The organism is Vibrio mediterranei (assembly GCF_013364395.1).
In the GTDB taxonomy this organism is placed as follows: Bacteria; Pseudomonadota; Gammaproteobacteria; order Enterobacterales; family Vibrionaceae; genus Vibrio; species Vibrio mediterranei.
The window spans coordinates 1,516,202-1,534,242 of record NZ_JABXGK010000008.1 but is presented as its reverse complement, the minus strand read 5'-3'; the positions used below and the strand labels follow the sequence as shown (position 1 = coordinate 1,534,242).

The following is an 18,041-nucleotide window of genomic DNA, read 5'->3' as shown; positions in this document are numbered from 1 at the left end:
TCAATGACATACATTGACACATTTAACCTTCAAACCAAATAGGCCCGGCCAAAGACCGGGCAAAAATGTTACATAAGTACGTTTTGAACAAATGCTTTCTTGGCTTCCGTTGCGTACTCTGATGTAAAGAACTCAGAGCTGTACTTACGCTGTGCGTTGTCGATAAGTGCGTTGGAGTCATCAGCATCTGGGTGCTGCGGTGCTGCACCAAACGTTGCGTTTAAGCCCGTTTGTGCTTGTGCCGACGTAATCCAGTGGATGAATACCGCAGCCGCTGCTTTGTTCTTAGCATTTTTCGGCATTAGGATGATGTTACCGCCACCTGGCATACCAAACTCTGGAATATAGAACTTGATACGTTTAGTGATCGCCCCTTTTTTCTGTAGACCTGCTAGATGATCTTCCCAAGCTGGTGCCATAGAGATTTCGCCATCATTGATGCGCGTTAAGCTGTCTGCATTTGAAGCGGTAATAACGATGTTGTCTTGATTACCTTCAAACCACTCCCACGTTTTTGACCAAGTAGGAATTACAGACTTGTCCATTTCATTTTGGAAGTAGACATCGTTGTTGCCTGATGCGTAGTAAATTGCACGTTGAATGAAGGCATTACCTGCACCGCCTTTGTTTGGATCGTTCACACCAAACTGTTGTTTGTGTTCTTTGATCCAAGTTGTCAGGTCATCAAAAGACTGAGGCAGGTTGTTTTCATCGACTCGAGTTGGGTCATAAGCAAAACCTGTTTGGTTGCCCCAGAACGCATAGGCATAACCTTGAGTGTCGACGCCAACAAGATTAGTTCTTAACTTTTCGCTACCCGGAATAATATCGGTCAGTGGACCATAAACGACGTTGCTTTGCAGTAGCATCGGCAGTTTCACAGTATCGAGTGCCATCACATCGATGCTGCCTTGGTCGCGGCGTGCTTCAGCAAGTAGCTTATTGCGGTTACCTGATTCATTACCTTCTGGCACGCGAACTTTAATGCCGTACTCTTTCTCAAATTCTTTAAAGAATTTTCTGAATTCAGGCTGTAGATACCAGATGTAAGCGTTCACCATTTTTTCTTGTTTCGCTTGCTCGACAATTTCATCCCATGTCATGTCGTTTAGGTCATAAGCCAATGCATTGGTAGAAAGACCTGCAAGTGCAGTCATGGCTGCGGTTAGAACTAATTTTTTCATAAATCCATTCTCTTAATATCTTTATAGTTGTAGGTACAGTTAGGCTTTACCGGTAGAGTCCGCCAGATAGTTGCCTTTAAGCAAACGCTCGATAATGAGCATCAAAATTACGTTTGGAATCACAAGGATGAGTGATACCACCGCCGCGTTTGGACGGATGAAAGAGTAACCTAAGTAGGAATACAGGATGGTCGGTACGGTGACATAATCCGGTGATCCAAGAACAAAGGCGATGTTGAATTCTTCAATACTGATCACCAGACAGAAGATCAACGATGCCAATAAGCCAGGTTTTAGCATTGGCAGATACGCGTGTTTAAATGTTGTCCAAGGGCTGCCACCTAAGTCACGGCTTGCCTCAATAAGATCTTGAGGAACGCTTTTGAAACTGGCTGACAAAATACGGATAGCATAAGGCAAAGCCAGTACCGTATGGCCAATCACAATGCCAAGGTAGGCGTTAGACAAATTAAGGTTGATCAGCATCGAGCTAAAGAAGACACCGATGATCATACCCGGCATAACAAGCGGTAGAAGTGTGACAACTTCGGCCACTTTCTTGCCCGGAAAATCCTTGCGGCCTAGTGCGTAAGCCGTTGGAAGTGCGAGCAATACTGTCAAAAGAGCGACTGCTGGAGCAATCGAGTAACTGTTAGTTAGTGCTTCCACTAGACCTGAGTTTTCCCACATGTCTGTCCAACGTCCGAATGACATCACCGGTGGAAGAACATCTGGATAGCTCCATGGGTGTTCCGGGTCTACGAGTGACCAGATGAGCGCCATAATAAATGGCACACCTAACCAGAAGAAGTTGACCGCAAGAAACAGTCCAATAGCGATTTTGTTGATCAGTTTGCCATTTGCCGTTCTTATTTTCGGCAGTTTGCGGCGTGGTGCTTTTGCTGTTGAGGCGAGTGCAGTCATTATTTCAGCTTCCCTTTCTTAGTGGCTAGTGGGGCAGTCAGTAGAGAGATAGCCAGTGAGGCGATTACAGCGGTCACCATGATGATGACGGCCACAACAGCACCTTTGTTCCATTCCATAAACTCTGTTGAGGTAATGTGCATTAACATAGATAGCGAGTAAGTGTTCTTAGGACCCGCAATCGAGTAGAACGAGTAGTCACCTAGAGCACCGATGAAAATTAGAATCAAAGAGACTTGCAGGGCTGGTATAGATAGTGGGAACACGATGCCAGTGAAGCGACGCCATGCGTTTGCGCCAAGATCTGAGGCGGCATCGAGAACATCATTTCGAATTGAGTTCACCGCACCCGCAAGTAGAATCATTGCAAACGGCAACTGTTTCCAGATTTGAAGAATGATAACGCCCCAACCGAAGTTGTCGTTTTGCATACGAATCGGTTTTTCAGTAATGCCAAGCCACATCAAGCCTTGGTTAACCACACCATGGTACGAAATCACGTTAACCAACAAGAATGCGGCAACCAAGCCTGGAATGAACATAGGAGCGCGCAATAGACCTGTAATCGTGGTTGAACCGGTGAAGGGCTTACGTAGCCAAAGCACAAGCGGGTAGGCCAGAGACACCGCGCCAAGAGCGCCAATGACTGATACTTTAATAGAGTAAATCAGTGACTTGTGAAGTGTTGGGTCAGCAAGTGCATCACGCCAAAATTCAGTGGAGAAGCCACTCTCTCCCATCATGTTATGAAAACCAAAGCTCTGGGCAACCACCATGTAAAACGTTGAACCCATCAAAAGTAAGATGGTGCCTACGCCAGGCAATAGCATGAGCCAGGTTTTCCAGTGGGTGCGTAGACTAGTCATGCGGCACCTCTTCAAGGAACCTAATACCAGTCTTAGGCAAACTGAATGTTAACTGGTTATCTTGGAACTTAGGCTGTTTTGGTAATTGAATACGCATTTCTAGTGGAACTTCATTAAGTGATTCCACTAGAAGGTCGGTGACATTACCCATGAAAGCCATTTGATTGACGCGCACTTGGAAGCGGTTGATATCGCTATCTTCAGCTAAGCGAGCGTCTTCTGGTCGCCAACAAACAAAAATATTGTCTGACTTTGGTGGTTCATCAGATTCAACGATGAAATCACCAATTTCTGTTGTGACCGAGTAAGTGTTGGCTTGCTCTGTCTTGTTTACTTGTGCAGGTAGAATGTTAGCGGCACCAATAAAGTCAGCAACAAAGCGGTTTGCTGGACGATAGTAGATGTCTTCCGGGGTACCAATCTGTTCGATACGGCCACGATTAAGCACAACGATCTTGTCTGACATGGCTAGTGCTTCTGCCTGATCGTGTGTCACGTAGATAGCAGTAAGATTGTAGCGTTTTTGAAGTTCGCGGATCTCAAAACGAACCGACTCTCTTAATTTCGCATCTAGGTTAGATAATGGCTCGTCGAATAAGATTACAGCAGGTCGAGTTACCATCGCGCGAGCAAGTGCGACGCGTTGTTGTTGTCCACCTGACAATTCGCTTGGCATTTTATGAGAATGTTCACCCAGATCGACCTGTGCGACGGCTTCTTGAACGCGCTCAATCTGTTCTGCTTTTGCTACGCCTTTTTGGTTCAAACCGAAGGCAATGTTGTGCTCAACGCTCAAGTGAGGGAAAAGCGCGTAAGATTGAAAACACATAGAGGTATTGCGCTTTTCTGGAGAAACATTAGTGATGTTTTCATCGCCAATTAGAATCTCACCAGAATCGGGAGTGTGGAAACCACCGATCATTTTTAACAACGTTGTTTTGCCGCAGCCAGAAGGCCCAAGAAGAGTAACCATCTCTCCCTCTTCCGCCACAAAGCTAATGTCTTTAGATGCGACAAAATCATCAAAATTTTTACAGATATTTTTTAGTTCTAATCGGGACATTGAGTTGCATTCCGTTTCAGTAGAAGTTTGCACAGATTTGGAGTCTAGCGCTTCATTATTGCAATTATATTAACTAAGTTAATTTAATTGATCTGTGAAAGTGGTCACGTGATAAGCGTTATTAACGGATTTACTGATGAAAAAGGTTAGATAGTGTGATCTTACGCATGTAAATAGTTGGCTTACATTAATCTAGTTAATTTAATTGAGGTGTTTTTGAGGAAGAGAAAAGAGAGAGGGAGTGGTCACTCCCTCTCTGAAGGCTAGCTAAGCAGATCGAGAATCTGCTGAGTTTTTGAGGACATTAATTCGGTATTGTGTCGTGACTCTACGTTCAGTCGCACCACTGGTTCAGTATTAGAGGTACGTAAGTTGAATCGCCAGTCATTAAACTCCATGCTGAGACCATCGGTATAATCGACAACAAGGGCATCGTGTTCAAAAGTTTGTTGAACGCGCTTGATGGCAGCTTTTGGATCTTGCAGTTTGGCGTTGATTTCGCCCGAAGATGGGAACGCGACAATACGATCGGCAACCAACTTAGAGAGCGGCTGCTGCTTCACACAAAGAAGCTCACTGACAAGCAGCCAAGGAATCATTCCACTGTCACAGTAGGCAAAGTCTTTGAAGTAATGGTGCGCACTCATTTCGCCGCCATACACTGCATCTTCCAAACGCATACGCTCTTTGATGAAAGCATGTCCCGTTTTAGACATTATCGGAGTACCGCGATTCTCTGTGACGATGTCGATGGTATTCCAAGTTAAACGAGGATCGTGGATGATTCGAGCATTTGGATTCTTCTGCAAGAACGCTTCTGCTAATAGACCCACAATGTAGTAGCCCTCAATGAACTCACCTTGCTCGTCAAACAAGAAGCAACGGTCAAAGTCACCATCCCATGCAATACCCATATCAGCACCGTGTTTTACAACTGCTTCAGAAGTGGCGGCACGGTTTTCCGGTAGTAGTGGATTAGGAATACCATTTGGGAAACTAGAGTCAGGTTGGTGATGAACTTTGATAAATTCGATGGCAATGCCCAACTTGGCGAATTTTGCTTCCAGATCGTCAATAACATGACCTGCAGCACCATTGCCTGAATTTACTACCAGCTTAAGTGGCTTGATGTTGTTCGGCGTAATGTAGCTAAGCAAATGCTCGGTGTATTCATCAAGGTTAGACAATTTTTTGTATTGTCCAACTTGAGCAATTGACTCAAAGTCATTTTGTTCAGCGAGCTGTTTAATGTCGTTCAAACCAGTATCACCACTGATTGGCTTACCGTTATCTCGAACCAGTTTCATCCCATTGTAGTTAATAGGATTGTGGCTTGCGGTGACTTCGATTCCGCCATCTACGTCCAGTGACTGGGTCGCAAAGTAAATCTCTTCTGTACCTGTCATACCGATATCAACAACATCGGAACCTGCATCCATAATGCCACGCGCCAAGGCAAGTTTAAGACTTTCTGATGTCTCACGAACATCGCCACCCACAACTACGGTTTTAGGTTTTAGAAATTGCGAATATGCTCTGCCAATGCGGTAGGCAATATCCTCGTTGAGTTCGTCTCCCAACTTGCCGCGAATGTCATAAGCTTTAAAACAGCTAAGTGCTTTCATGACTAGACCTTATCCTTGAAAAATGTCCGAAAGCATCGCTTTTAATGCGCCATAAGACAAGTGCTTTTCGCCAATGTCATAGTTTTGTTGCATACCGGATGATCTCAATTCAGCATCAAACAGATACTCAAGTGTTGAATTGACGGCGCCGTTTAACGTTTCTGGAGCGATGACAGCGAGTCCAGATTCATCCACTTGATGGTCATTGCCAAGGTCGATAATGTTAAATTGGTAATCGGCGATATCTAAGTCAAATACAGGATAGCGATACACTACCATAGGGACTTTAGCGACAAGTCCTTCTAGAAATTGATTTCCCCAACCTTCTAGCAAACTAGGGTAGGTGATGATGTCTGCGTGTGAGTAGACGTCCCACAAAGAATAGACTTTTTGCCCTTCTTTCTCACCGCGAGAATGACCTACCCAATCATTGATAAACAGTAATTCCACGTTGCAGGCCTTGGCTTTATTCTTCAATAAGTCAAGATAACTGTCTTCTTCACACATTCCTGCAAACATAAGGATTAAGCGACTGTCTGCACTAAATATTTCTCCGTTATAGAGCGTTTTTCCAACGAGCTCTTCACGCTGTCTGTTCATTGCATCAATCAAGTCGATTGCCAGTTCGATGCCTTTTCTTGCAACAATACGTGTTGCTTGCAGAAACAGGATATCATTTGCGCCGACACCGAATCGTGCTCGCAGATCTTGATTGTATTCATCAACTTTCCAATCACTGCCCTGAAAATCGAACACATTAGGCACCACCGTAGATTCGATGTCGCGGCGTTTTTGAAGTTCTGTTTGCGCGATACGGTTGATCACACAGTGCTCAACCAGTGGGTGTTTAGGAGGAAAGAGGGTGTTGAGCAGTTGCTGAATGCCTGGAGACGTTGGGTTTGAGTATTTAACACGTTCCCAATGAAAATCATGATGATGGCAAATAACACGAGTCTGCGTGGCTTCGACCGCTTTCATAATACCGAGTGCGGCTGGTAGGTGATAGCCAAGTGACAGCATGTTATTTGGGACAATAATGTCAATATCTCGTTGGTCGATAACCTTGATGATACCTGCGGCAATGTCATTGGCTCGATGTTCAATGGCGTCTAACAAAACCGATTCTGATGCGTAATCATCGCGGCTCACATAAGCGTTGTGAATGATTTTTTCGTTGAATGGCTCTAAATAATGTAACTCTGGCACGAGATCAGCGTCTGTACTGCCTGAACTCCCTGCTAGATAGAAAACCTTATGTCCCAAGCTCTCCAGAGCCCATTTCCATTTGTCCATCTCAAGAGATACGCCATCAGTTTCGCCTACACGAAAGTGTGCAAGGAGGATATTCATGTTTCACTTTCCCTATAATTTCTGAATGTGGTTGGACGTAATTTAGAGGATTATATAAACGGATATAATGATAGTTTTACAAATTAGTGATCGAATTCACGATAATCCAAAACCGGTTTTGGTTATCTGAAAAAATGAGACTTGGCTCAATTAATAATCAATAAAGCCTGTTTAGACTAGGTGCAAGTCGCAATTATCAAGTGGTTAAATTAAAAGCCACTATTTTTTGGAAAAGTATCAAAACCGGTTTTGGTTGTTTGATTTGTAATAATGGATATCAACATGGCTCAGGAACAGACGGCTAACTCTCAAGTTAAAAAAGACCTGCAACAAATCTTGGCAGGTGTGTATTCGCCAGCTCAACTTAATGAACTCATCCCCAACCTTCTCAATGTTATTGCGAATCAGCCTGAGTATGTGGGTAAAAAGCAATGGGTAGATCAAAACGACATCATGCTGATTACGTATGGTGATTCAATCAAAAAACAAGGAGAAGCACCTCTTCATACCCTAAGAGAGTTCTTAAACGATAATGCTGCTGATGTGCTCTCTGCGGTGCATATTCTCCCGTGTTATCCCTATACCTCAGACGACGGATTTTCTGTCGTTGACTATTGGAAAATCAACCCAGAATTGGGTGATTGGCAAGATGTTCAATCATTGTCGAACAACTATGACCTAATGTTTGATGGGGTGATCAACCATATTTCAAAATCCAGTGATTGGTTTCAAGGGTATTTAAAAGGGGAAACGCAGTATCGAGAGTTTTTCACCGAAGCTAATCCAAACCGAGACTACAGTTCAGTTACACGCCCTAGAGCATTACCATTACTGACGACCTTTGAAACCGCAAACGGTACAAAACATATCTGGACTACGTTCAGCGAAGATCAAATTGACCTTAATTTCCGTTGTCCTGAAGTGTTTCAGAAAATTGCCGAGCTACTGCTGTTTTATGCTCAGCAAGGAGCCTCTTTTATTCGTCTTGATGCGATTGGCTTTATGTGGAAAGAGTTGGATACCCCTTGTATTCATCAGCCCCAGACTCATGCCATTGTTCAGGCGCTGCGAGCATTAATGAGTGCCGTGGCTCCTCACGTTAAATTGATCACTGAAACCAATGTACCGCATAACGACAATATTAGTTATTTCGGCAATGGTGAGAATGAAGCTCATTTGGTGTACCAGTTCCCGCTACCGCCATTAACACTGCATACATTGCAAACTGGCAACAGTGAAAAGATTGTTGAATGGATGTCGAGCTTAGAGCCGTGTTCGGAACAGACCACATTCTTCAACTTTTTAGCCTCTCATGATGGCATTGGTGTGCGTCCTGTAGAAGGTATCTTAAACAAAGAGCAAGTCGACCATTTACTATCGGTAGTGCAGACCAATGGTGGCCGCGTTTCATACAAAGATAACGGTGACGGTACACAAAGCCCTTATGAGCTGAATATCAACTATTTCGATGCCATCCGTGATGCGAATTCGGATGACCAAACTAACCTAGATCGCTTTATGGCGGCCCAGTCCATTCTCATTTCGATGGCGGGGGTTCCTGGAATATATGTACACAGTCTATTGGGGTCGGGAAACGATATAGAAGGATTGGAACGCCTAGGGTATAACCGCGCGATTAACCGTGAAAAGCTCGAACGTACTGAAGTAGAAACTGAGTTGGCTAATCCAGAATCTCGTCGTGCCCAAGTGCTATCTCGCTTTAAACATATTCTGGGTATTCGTAAGCAACAGAGAGCATTTGCTCCTAGCGCAAGTCAGCGTGTAGTGGCAACCAGTGAGCAATTGGTCACTTTTGTGCGTGATGAGCAAGTATTGGTGGCTATTAATATTTCAAATCAAGCGGTTGAGCTAGATACCAATTCAGTGCTTAAAGGAGTCTCTCACGATTTGATTTCTGGTAACGACTTAAGTGGTGTTGTTACTGTACAACCATATCAAGTGATGTGGTTAGCTAAGTAGAAAATAGAGCCAGCCTGGCTGGCGACTCATAAATTACATGAATCCTAAATCGTAAAGGATATAACGATGAAACTAAAAACTCTGACCCTTGGACTTGCCGTAGCTGGTTTAGGCTTATCCAGCCTTGCACAAGCGACTACAGTTGAGTATTGGACAACACAAACCCAATCAGACCGCCTTCAGACGATAGAAGTGATGGCTGATGTGTTCGAAGCATTGAACCCAGGTATCGATGTAAAAGTGGTGGCAGTAGATGAAAATGACATGCCAAAGCAGATTGCTGCAGCTGCCGCATCGAATACGCTCCCAGATATGATTGAAGTAGGCTCTAACCTGTCATTAGCGTTTGCTGAGCAAGGCATTGTTGATTTAGACGCCACGACCGCAACCATAGAAGCAGTAGGTAAAGACCGTTTTTATAAAGGTTCATTGAAGTTGGTAGAAGACCCAGACAACAATAAATTTGTTGCTCTACCATATCGTGGTTGGGTTCAAGGTATTTGGTATCGTGCTGACTGGTTTGAAGAAGCGGGTTTAGAGCCACCGACAACATGGGAAAACATTCAAAAAGCGGCGAAGTACTTTAATAAGCCTCAGGAAAACCAATACGGCATCTTAATTGGCACTAAAGCGGATAGCTATGCTGAGCAAGTTTATACGCAGTTTGCCCTATCAAACGATGCAGGTCAGTTTGATAAAGACGGCAACCTAATATTCAACTCTGAAGCGCAAAAAGAAGTTTTAGACTTTTATAAAGATCTTTCAAAGTACACACCTCCGGGTCCACAAACATGGCGCGCACGTGACTACTATTTGCAAGGCAAGCTAGCGATGTTCTTCTACTCCACGTATATCATGGATGACATTGCACTCGCCGAAGCTGCGGCAAGTTCATTGAGTAACGAGAACTTCAAAGATCTTAAAGGCGCGACATTCGATCCTAATCTAGCGAAGAACACGCGTTTAGCTCCAGCAATCACTCATACTTCAGCTTCTACATTTGGTACCTTGGTTGGTTTCTCTATCATGAAGAACGATAACAAGGATGAAGTGGAAGCGACTAAAGCGTTCATTGAATACATGAACGAGAAAGATCAGGTTGTTGCATACTCTCATATGGCACCTGGTGGCCACCTTCCTATGCTTCGAGACATCGCTGAAACTGATGAATTCCTTAATGATCCAAAAGGCATTTTTGCTAACTATGGTAAAGAGTCCATTAAGGAGATCATTGCCGGTTTTGAGAACATCAAGAACTTCTCCATTGTAGACGGTAAGGCGTTCCCTGAATCTGGTGAAATCTTCTCGAAACAAATCATTCCACGCATGATCTATAGCTCTGTGATTGAAGGACAAGACACGCAAAAATCGTTGGATTGGGCTGAAAACGAGATGCAGCAGCTTATCAAAAACTAACTCTGCATAGCGAAAGACGTCGCTGGCTAACCAGCGGCGCACCTTCACTAAGAACCTTTACGGGGCAGCATGGTGCGCTGCCTCAGATTAACAAGGAATTACCATGACACCATTAGAGAGAGCAGAAGCGCGGTTCGGGTGGAAGCTTGTCGCTCCGACCATTGGCATTATTGGGCTTTTGATACTCTATCCAATCGTTTTTAATGTTTACCTAAGCTTCTTTGATGTAAAGCTGAACGGTGACAAAACTTTTGTCGGGATTGCCAACTACGCTCGCTTACTGGCAAATCCAGACTATTACTCATCAATTGCAACAACCGGTATCTACCTATTTGGTACTGTTGCTGGCACTACGCTGTTAGGACTCGCAGTCGCATTATTGATGCGTAATCCGTTCCGAGGTCGTGGCCTAGTGAGTGCCGCTATTCTTATGCCATATTTTGCGCCGGTTATTTCCGTTGTGTTTGGTTGGCAATTTCTTTTTGATCCAGTTAATGGTGTCTTCAACTGGTTAATGGTTGATGTACTGCATATCTGGAATCAACGAACCAACCTCATTGGTGAGCCGGGTTCGGCTGTTTGGGTCGTTATTATCTTTGATGTTTGGAAGCATTTCCCAATTGCATATCTATTGATCCTATCCAAGTTGACGTCGATTCCTAAAGACCAATACGAAGCGGCGGCGATTGACGGTTATGGACCAATTGGACGTTTCTTCCATGTGACGCTGCCAGAGATTTATTTCGTATTGGCAACGGTAGTGATTCTACGTTTGATTTGGAACCTGAACCGCTTTGAAGACGTGTTCCTTTTAGCGCCCAATGTTCAAACTCTTCCAGTATTTACGTACTACCAAGCCTTCACCGGGGTCATTGATCAAGGGCTTGCTGCTGCAACCTCCGTGATTCAGTTCAGCGTCTTGTGTGTGCTGATTTGGTTCTATGTTAAGAAAATTCTTAAGTGGTAATTCATTATGTTAGGAAAACCAACAATTAAAGGACGTATTGGATTTGCGTTAGCAATTTTCTTACTGGTGAGCTTCTGCTTACTTCCATTTGCGCAAATTCTGTCGACTTCACTAAAACATCAGTTTGACTGGGGCAACCCGTCATTGATTCCGCAGGTCGTTAATCTCGACGCCTATAAGGAATTATTAGGTTTAACTGAGCAAAAACAGGTAGAGATACCGGCAGCAATACAAAAGATTCTTGAGAACCCTAAGCTGCCTCAAGATAAGAAAGACGCCATTATGGCGAAATACGCCAGTAACTCTGATGTGTTTCCCTTTGGCCGGTTTATGCTGAATAGTTTCGCCATATCTGCGGGAGCGGCTACGGTGTCACTCATATTCGCAGTCATGGGGGCTTATTCCATTTCGCGCCTGCGATTTACTGGGCAGGTAATTGTTCAGCGCTCGGTGCTCTTCGTTTATATGGTGGGCGGCGTACTGTTGATGGTACCGCTGTATCAAATGGCGGTAAACGTCGGGTTAGCGACCAGTATGTGGGGTAGTCTGTTCTGTCTCTTCGCCATCTATATTGTGCAAACATTGCCAGTCGCGCTGTATATGCTGGGTAACTACTTCCGCACGATTCCTTTTGCGTTAGAAGAGGCGGCGATGATGGATGGTTACTCGCGCAAAGAAGCAATATGGAAGGTGGTATTGCCGCTATCGGTACCTATGCTCGCAACCGTATTTATGTACTGCTTTATTATCGGCTGGAATGAATACCTGTTTGCGTCTGTATTCTTAAAACAATTCAAAGAGTTCTACACATTGCCACTCGCGCTACAAGAGCTATTTGTATCGAAAAATGCGATTTGGGATCGAATCATGGCAGCGTCCATGTTAACTCTGGCTCCAGTCGTAGTGTGTTTCTTGTTTGCTATGCGTCATATGGATGGTGGCAAAACTGATGGTGGTGTGAAAGGTTAATAATTATGGCTTCTATTTCATTAAAAAATATTGTTAAAAACTACGGTGACACCAAGGTTGTAAAAAGCATCAGTCTTGATATCGAAGATGGCGAATTCGTGGTGCTAGTTGGCCCATCGGGTTGTGGTAAATCGACGACGTTACGCATGATCGCAGGCCTTGAGCAGGCGACATCAGGTGAGATCACTATTGGTGACCGAGTGGTTAACGATGTCGAACCACAACATCGTAATATCGCAATGGTGTTCCAAAACTACGCACTGTATCCGCACAAAACCGTTGAAGAGAACATCGTGTTTGCTCTACGCCGCTTAAAGATGGAAGAGTCGGAGATCCAGCGCCGGTTGGAAGATGTTGCCAAAATGCTCAAGCTGGAAGATTATCTCAAGAGAAAGCCTGCTGATCTTTCTGGTGGCCAGCGCCAACGTGTTGCTATGGGGCGTGCAATTGTGCGTGATGCTGACTGTTTCTTGTTTGATGAACCTTTGTCAAATCTGGATGCTAAACTGCGTAACCACATGCGCACCGAGATTGCGCAAATCCATAACCGATTTGGCCGCACCAGTGTTTATGTTACCCACGACCAAGTCGAGGCAATGACGCTAGCGGATAAAGTGGTGGTATTGCGCGATGGTATTATTGAGCAAGTCGGCTCTCCGATGGAGATTTTCCTCAATCCAGTCAATATTTTCGTTGCGACCTTTATTGGCTCTCCGTCAATGAACATCATGGACGGTACGCTCTACAACGAGTACCTGGAACTAGGGGGATATCAACTGCCTAGAAACCTGCTGACCGGAGTTCATTTTGATGAGTCTGTGCCGGCGGAAGGACTTGCCGTAAAAGTGGGCATTCGTCCAGACTTTTTTAATGACAAGGAGTTCTTTGGAGAGAGTGAAACAACCTTTAACTTCGATAACATCAACATCGACCTAGTTGAACCGATGGGGTTTGATAAAGAAGTGTTGTTTAAGTTGGGAGAAGAGAACGTGAAAGCACGCTTGGACCTTCGTTCAGAAGTAACACGCGGCCAAAAAATGGACTTGCTCGTCGACTTATCTCGTGTCCTTCTGTTTGATGTGAAAACAGAGCAACGCCTTTAATTGCTAATCCCCTTCATAGGTTTGTGAAGGGGATTTTTATGGATGCCAATATGTCTCTATTGCCGAAAATTTGTGAATATCTCAACGTAAACAATCAGTTTTCCCTATTAAAAGGCTCTGATCTTTCAAGTCAGCTTTGTCACGCGTGGTTCATTAGCCAGCAGTCTGACCATGTTGAATATCATGTTGCCTGTGAACTTCTTACCATAAATAAACACCATCCTGTCTTGGAGTTTTTAGATGCGTTTGTACCGGACGCTGAAGCCGAGCTTTCACATAACTATGATGAGTTACCCAAAGGCGATAATCCTCTGTGGCAACTATTCAGCCCCGAAGCTATAGTGGCTAAATCGACACCCGAAAAGGTAAGAGAGGATATTCACCGCAATCGAACTCTGCATAATATGACCAAGTCGTCACAGGCGATTACAGATGTCGCTGAACAGGTCTTGTTCACGAGCAATGTGTTATTGGGTGTGCCACTCCGAGGGGATGATGTTAGCCACTTAACTTTGGGGGAGTGCTTCCATCAAACCTTACAGCAGGCTCAAAATCAGCAGCAACAGTATTGGTACGATCATCCAATTCCTGTTGGTATCTCTGCCGAAGAGAATGAGATCCTTTACGGTTTAAAGCACCTTGATAAAGCGTTGTCTGGGGAAGTAGACCGAGGCAACCTTGCACCAGACGCTAAGGCAACTATCGTGCTGTCATGCTCGGTGACACACCCTGCGCTGGCCGACATTGCGAAGCAGTATGTCGAGTTTGAGATCAACACGCACCTTAACCTCAAACACCTCAATGTAGCCGTTTTTGGTGAAAGTGAATGTCTTGAGGTGCTGCGTCATGCATTTCCAGAGGCGAGTGATGATCTTAAAGGTGTATTTGGAGTAAACGGGGCATATGGAAGACACTATAGCTTCCTTAAAGCTGTTGCGCCTTTGTGGCAAAAAGCAGTGAACCCAGAGCTCAAAGCCACATTCAAAATTGACCTTGACCAAGTGTTCGACCAAACCATGCTCATCAACGAAACGGGCAAATCTGCGTTTGAACACTTTTTGGATTCTAATTGGGGTGCTAGCGCTGTTGATAACAATGGTCACAAAGTCAAACTGGGCATGATTGCTGGTGGACTGGTCAATGAAAGCGATGCTCACGTGGGTCTGTTTACCCCTGATGTGACGCTGCCGACGGGCAGTGATTATGCCATGTTTGAGCAGCTGTTCTGTGCTCGTTGGGGGCAGGCTCTATCCACTCAAGAAGAAGTCATCAGCCAGAGATATGACATCCAGCGTGTGCACGTCACAGGTGGAACCAATGGAATCTTGATTGACGCGCTGTATGAGTTCCAACCTTATACGCCAACGTTTATCCATCGAGCTGAAGATCAGGCATTTATATTGTCAGCCTTAGCTAACCCAATCGATGATCATTACCTTGCGTACAGTCATCAACCTGGGTTGATTATGCGTCACGATAAAGAAGCGTTTGCGGGGCGAGTCATGGAAGTATCGGAGGCTGGAAAGGTGCTCGGTGATATTGAACGAGTGCTGCTGTTTAGTGGCTACGCTAAACAGCATCCATTAGGAATTGAAGCGCTAAAGGAAAAACTGTATCCCTTTACCGGTACGTTTGTCTCGAAAACACCAATCGCACTTGCACTGTTGAGGTTTATGTTAGAAGGTTGCTATCGAAACAAAGATTACTTAGATGATGGTGCACACCGCTTGGTTAACTGCTTGAATTATTGTAAAAATGATTTAGAGAATGAGGTCATCTCCAATCAAAAAGGTTGGCAAGAATACTATTCACAATTGAAGGACGGAGTGTTGACGCCACAAGCGGTTACCTCTATCGGTCGTTGTCAGCTATTGGTCAGTGAGTGCTAAGGATATTATGTCGATAAAAAAACTAGCAGAACATTTAGGGCTCTCTAAATCTACCGTTTCGCGGGCGTTAAATGGATACAACGATGTAAACCCAGAGACTCGACAAAAGGTTTTGGCTGCGGCAAAAGAGATAGGCTATAAACCTAACCCAACAGCGAAGCGTCTCGCATCTGGTAAATCAAGAAACGTTGGTATCATTCTACCGGCAAACTCGCGGATGTTCGTTTCACCCGCCTTCTCAAAAGTATTGGCGGGAGCTTCAGCATTTCTTGCTCGTCATGATTACCAACTGATCGTAACAACGATTGCTGATTGCCAAGATGAGAATAAGGTCTACTCAGATTTCATTGAAAGTGGCCTGATCGATGGGCTTTTTATTGTTCGTACACGCAGCAATGATGAACGTATTGCCATGCTAAAACAGAAGCAGTTTCCTTATATCTGTCATGGTTACGATATCGGCTTTGAGGAAGATTGCTTTGTCGACGTTGACAATGAACATGCCTTTTATCAAATGACAAAACGTCAGCTAGAGCATGGACATACGCGTATTGCTTTCCTAGACGCGCCTATTGAATTGACGCTCTCTCAAGCTCGTAAGCGAGGGTATGTTAAGGCTATGGAAGAGGCCGGTCTATGTGCAGATGACCGTTTATTGCTCAACGGTGAACTGAACGAAGAAGACGCGATCAAGATGGCAAAAGAGGTATTGTCATTAGCTCATCGCCCAACGGCGATCTTGTGTGCTGATGACACCATGGCGTTAGGTACTATAGCTGCTTGTGAGGAGCTTGGTTATCAGCCTGGTGTCGATATTGCGATTGCCGGCTATGGTGACTATGAGCACAGTCGTTACAGTAAACCTTCCATCACAACCTTGCATTACGATACGCATAGTGTGGGCGAAGAAATGGCCAAACTGATGCTTAATCGTTTGGAGAACAAGGGTTTTGAGATTCAAAACTGGTTCGAAGCGGAAATTGTGTCTCGTCAATCTGACAAAATCACAAACAAGTCATTAACCTAATCCAAACTGGGCAGCCTACAGCTTAAACAATGGTAGGCTGCCTCATTAATGCTACGATTGTTTGCATGTTTTACCATCGGCTGAGAATTCACCTCTACCTATTCCTCGCTAGTCTTTACCATCCGCTCTAACCTGATGCTTGTTATGACCGACAATCATGGATCGCAAGCAATGAACTTAATCGTCAACGTGCACAAAGGTGTTCGCAAACTCGGCTTTGAGTGGGCTACTCGTCAAGCATGGAAGTGTGGAATGAAAGCCAACTTGGTGAATCGAGTGATTGGTGTTGCTCGTGGGCAAGTGGTGTGCGTGATAGATGGCGCACGAGCCGAACTCTCTACCGAGTTGAATAACCCTCACCACCATGAAGAGAAGCAAGGGCGATATGTGTTTGTTGGTGGAGTAGTGTGGGAGCCAAACGACCTGCTAGCTCCAGCTTTCCCGGAATTTATGTTTATGCATGTTCGCAACTTAGGCAGTAAGCATAAATACATGACCGACGACGAGCTATTCTTCAATTTGGCTTAACCAATGATCGCCTTGTTTATTAAGTGCTTGATTGGATCTCTAGCGGTTTTGCTTATTGCGATTCTTTCGAAAAGTAAAAGTTTCTATATCGCTGGGTTAGTGCCACTATTTCCTAGCTTTGCGCTTATCGCTCATTACATCGTGGGTACTGAGCGCAATATGGAAGCGCTTCGTATGACGGCACTGTTTGGAATCTATTCATTACTCCCGTATGCCGCCTATCTATTGGCTGTGTACTATTTCAGCTACTTCTTAACTCTAAGTGGGACCTTAGTTTCCGCTGTTATGGTATGGGTTCTTTTCGCAACCATTTTATTGGGAGTGTGGAACAGAACCATGGTGATTGCGACTTAATTCAGGTGGTCTTTAGTCATAGGGGTAGTGTACGCTTTAGACAGCTTTTTTCCTCAGATTGGTAGATGGTTGAATAATTCGTAGGAGGAGTGTTGAAGATATGCACCCATGGAATCAAACAGTAAAAGCAGTATTAGAACCATTGGCAAACGCTGAAAACGCCAGCTTTATGAAAGCCTACATGCGTGACCAGTATACCTTCTACGGTATTCAGTCTACGCCGCGAAGAGCAGCTTTAAAGACGTTATTTACCAAGAGCCAACTTCCTTCTTTGGATGAGCTTTCAGGTGTGATTGATGAGCTATGGTTGCAGCCCGAGCGAGAGTTCCAAATGGTCGCAGTTGACTTGCTTATCAAACTCAAAACTCAATTACCGTTAGCGATGTTAAAGGACTTAGAGCACTGGTTAACCACGAAGTCATGGTGGGACACTGTCGATATGCTAGCAACACATATTTTGGCGAGTTATTTTGTTCGCTTTCCCGAAGAAACTGCGCAAGTCATAGGGAATTGGCGGCAGTCGGAAAATATCTGGTTGCGACGTTCAACGCTCCTCTATCAGTTAAAATTCAAGCAAAACACCGATAGAGCTTTGCTTTTTGAATTGATCCGAGAAAACCAATCAGATAAAGAGTTCTTCATCCAAAAGGCAATAGGTTGGGCATTACGAGAATATTCAAAAACCGATGCAGAATCTGTCGTGCGATTTATAGAAACAGAACGAATTGAAGGGATAGCGAAGCGAGAAGGGTTGAAGTGGTTAAAGAGTAAGCAGATTATTCGAACACTTTAACCA

The 18,041-nt window shown here is 44.5% G+C and carries 16 protein-coding genes; 10 read left to right on the top strand and 6 right to left on the bottom strand.

The window, feature by feature from the left end:
- Window positions 1–68: 68 nt before the first annotated feature.
- From HOP38_RS23985 to HOP38_RS23960, 6 genes are all read right to left on the bottom strand, one after another.
- Window positions 69–1,184, bottom strand: a complete 1,116-nt coding sequence (locus HOP38_RS23985; RefSeq protein ID WP_006070807.1) for an extracellular solute-binding protein — start codon at window positions 1,182–1,184, stop codon at window positions 69–71.
- A 39-nt stretch (window positions 1,185–1,223) separates the two neighbouring features.
- Entirely contained in the window at window positions 1,224–2,108 is an 885-nt protein-coding gene (locus HOP38_RS23980) for an ABC transporter permease (protein ID WP_006070810.1), read from the bottom strand.
- On the bottom strand, window positions 2,108–2,974 hold the full coding sequence (locus HOP38_RS23975; protein ID WP_038227318.1) for an ABC transporter permease: 867 nt from the start codon (window positions 2,972–2,974) through the stop codon (window positions 2,108–2,110). The genes HOP38_RS23980 and HOP38_RS23975 overlap by 1 nt, the downstream gene beginning before the upstream one ends.
- Window positions 2,967–4,037, bottom strand: a complete 1,071-nt coding sequence (locus HOP38_RS23970; protein ID WP_006070814.1) for an ABC transporter ATP-binding protein — start codon at window positions 4,035–4,037, stop codon at window positions 2,967–2,969. The genes HOP38_RS23975 and HOP38_RS23970 overlap by 8 nt, the downstream gene beginning before the upstream one ends.
- A gap of 263 nt (window positions 4,038–4,300) precedes the next feature.
- Window positions 4,301–5,662: a phosphomannomutase CpsG gene (gene cpsG, locus HOP38_RS23965; RefSeq protein WP_198559175.1), complete on the bottom strand. Its 1,362-nt coding sequence runs from the start codon at window positions 5,660–5,662 to the stop codon at window positions 4,301–4,303.
- Between the two features lie 9 nt (window positions 5,663–5,671).
- The gene (locus HOP38_RS23960) at window positions 5,672–7,012 is read right to left on the bottom strand and encodes a glycosyltransferase family 4 protein (RefSeq protein WP_198559174.1); all 1,341 of its coding nucleotides are present in this window, start codon (window positions 7,010–7,012) and stop codon (window positions 5,672–5,674) included.
- Between the two features lie 282 nt (window positions 7,013–7,294).
- On the opposite strand from HOP38_RS23960, the gene HOP38_RS23955 reads away from it, so the two are divergent.
- The 10 genes from HOP38_RS23955 to HOP38_RS23910 all read left to right on the top strand — a co-directional run bounded on the left by HOP38_RS23955 (window position 7,295) and on the right by HOP38_RS23910 (window position 18,038).
- A complete protein-coding gene (locus HOP38_RS23955) occupies window positions 7,295–8,992 on the top strand; it encodes an alpha-amylase family glycosyl hydrolase (RefSeq protein WP_198559173.1) in 1,698 nt (565 codons plus the stop codon).
- 66 nt (window positions 8,993–9,058) lie between these two features.
- On the top strand, window positions 9,059–10,408 hold the full coding sequence (locus tag HOP38_RS23950) for an ABC transporter substrate-binding protein (protein WP_006070820.1): 1,350 nt from the start codon (window positions 9,059–9,061) through the stop codon (window positions 10,406–10,408).
- Between the two features lie 103 nt (window positions 10,409–10,511).
- Window positions 10,512–11,375, top strand: coding sequence for a carbohydrate ABC transporter permease (locus tag HOP38_RS23945; RefSeq protein ID WP_006070822.1), 864 nt, complete (start codon window positions 10,512–10,514; stop codon window positions 11,373–11,375).
- A 6-nt stretch (window positions 11,376–11,381) separates the two neighbouring features.
- Entirely contained in the window at window positions 11,382–12,344 is a 963-nt protein-coding gene (locus tag HOP38_RS23940) for a carbohydrate ABC transporter permease (RefSeq protein ID WP_006070823.1), read from the top strand.
- Window positions 12,345–12,349: 5 nt separating this feature from the next.
- On the top strand, window positions 12,350–13,447 hold the full coding sequence (locus tag HOP38_RS23935; RefSeq protein ID WP_124941426.1) for an ABC transporter ATP-binding protein: 1,098 nt from the start codon (window positions 12,350–12,352) through the stop codon (window positions 13,445–13,447).
- Window positions 13,448–13,485: 38 nt separating this feature from the next.
- Window positions 13,486–15,336: a hypothetical protein gene (locus HOP38_RS23930; RefSeq protein ID WP_198559172.1), complete on the top strand. Its 1,851-nt coding sequence runs from the start codon at window positions 13,486–13,488 to the stop codon at window positions 15,334–15,336.
- A gap of 7 nt (window positions 15,337–15,343) precedes the next feature.
- Window positions 15,344–16,363: a LacI family DNA-binding transcriptional regulator gene (locus HOP38_RS23925; RefSeq protein ID WP_006070828.1), complete on the top strand. Its 1,020-nt coding sequence runs from the start codon at window positions 15,344–15,346 to the stop codon at window positions 16,361–16,363.
- Window positions 16,364–16,534: 171 nt separating this feature from the next.
- Window positions 16,535–16,891, top strand: coding sequence for a hypothetical protein (locus HOP38_RS23920; protein ID WP_006070829.1), 357 nt, complete (start codon window positions 16,535–16,537; stop codon window positions 16,889–16,891).
- Window positions 16,892–16,894: 3 nt separating this feature from the next.
- The gene (locus HOP38_RS23915; RefSeq protein ID WP_006070831.1) at window positions 16,895–17,245 is read left to right on the top strand and encodes a GlpM family protein; all 351 of its coding nucleotides are present in this window, start codon (window positions 16,895–16,897) and stop codon (window positions 17,243–17,245) included.
- A 100-nt stretch (window positions 17,246–17,345) separates the two neighbouring features.
- Entirely contained in the window at window positions 17,346–18,038 is a 693-nt protein-coding gene (locus HOP38_RS23910) for a DNA alkylation repair protein (protein ID WP_124941424.1), read from the top strand.
- Window positions 18,039–18,041 lie beyond the last annotated feature (3 nt).

What these genes read in the sequence shown, in the direction of transcription:
- HOP38_RS23985 (WP_006070807.1), bottom strand. Translation starts at nt 1,184, where the DNA reads ATGAAAAAATTAGTTCTAACCGCAGCCATGACTGCACTTGCAGGTCTT.
- HOP38_RS23980 (WP_006070810.1), bottom strand. Translation starts at nt 2,108, where the DNA reads ATGACTGCACTCGCCTCAACAGCAAAAGCACCACGCCGCAAACTGCCG.
- HOP38_RS23975 (WP_038227318.1), bottom strand. Translation starts at nt 2,974, where the DNA reads ATGACTAGTCTACGCACCCACTGGAAAACCTGGCTCATGCTATTGCCT.
- HOP38_RS23970 (WP_006070814.1), bottom strand. Translation starts at nt 4,037, where the DNA reads ATGTCCCGATTAGAACTAAAAAATATCTGTAAAAATTTTGATGATTTT.
- cpsG (WP_198559175.1), bottom strand. Translation starts at nt 5,662, where the DNA reads ATGAAAGCACTTAGCTGTTTTAAAGCTTATGACATTCGCGGCAAGTTG.
- HOP38_RS23960 (WP_198559174.1), bottom strand. Translation starts at nt 7,012, where the DNA reads ATGAATATCCTCCTTGCACACTTTCGTGTAGGCGAAACTGATGGCGTA.
- HOP38_RS23955 (WP_198559173.1), top strand. Translation starts at nt 7,295, where the DNA reads ATGGCTCAGGAACAGACGGCTAACTCTCAAGTTAAAAAAGACCTGCAA.
- HOP38_RS23950 (WP_006070820.1), top strand. Translation starts at nt 9,059, where the DNA reads ATGAAACTAAAAACTCTGACCCTTGGACTTGCCGTAGCTGGTTTAGGC.
- HOP38_RS23945 (WP_006070822.1), top strand. Translation starts at nt 10,512, where the DNA reads ATGACACCATTAGAGAGAGCAGAAGCGCGGTTCGGGTGGAAGCTTGTC.
- HOP38_RS23940 (WP_006070823.1), top strand. Translation starts at nt 11,382, where the DNA reads ATGTTAGGAAAACCAACAATTAAAGGACGTATTGGATTTGCGTTAGCA.
- HOP38_RS23935 (WP_124941426.1), top strand. Translation starts at nt 12,350, where the DNA reads ATGGCTTCTATTTCATTAAAAAATATTGTTAAAAACTACGGTGACACC.
- HOP38_RS23930 (WP_198559172.1), top strand. Translation starts at nt 13,486, where the DNA reads ATGGATGCCAATATGTCTCTATTGCCGAAAATTTGTGAATATCTCAAC.
- HOP38_RS23925 (WP_006070828.1), top strand. Translation starts at nt 15,344, where the DNA reads ATGTCGATAAAAAAACTAGCAGAACATTTAGGGCTCTCTAAATCTACC.
- HOP38_RS23920 (WP_006070829.1), top strand. Translation starts at nt 16,535, where the DNA reads ATGAACTTAATCGTCAACGTGCACAAAGGTGTTCGCAAACTCGGCTTT.
- HOP38_RS23915 (WP_006070831.1), top strand. Translation starts at nt 16,895, where the DNA reads ATGATCGCCTTGTTTATTAAGTGCTTGATTGGATCTCTAGCGGTTTTG.
- HOP38_RS23910 (WP_124941424.1), top strand. Translation starts at nt 17,346, where the DNA reads ATGCACCCATGGAATCAAACAGTAAAAGCAGTATTAGAACCATTGGCA.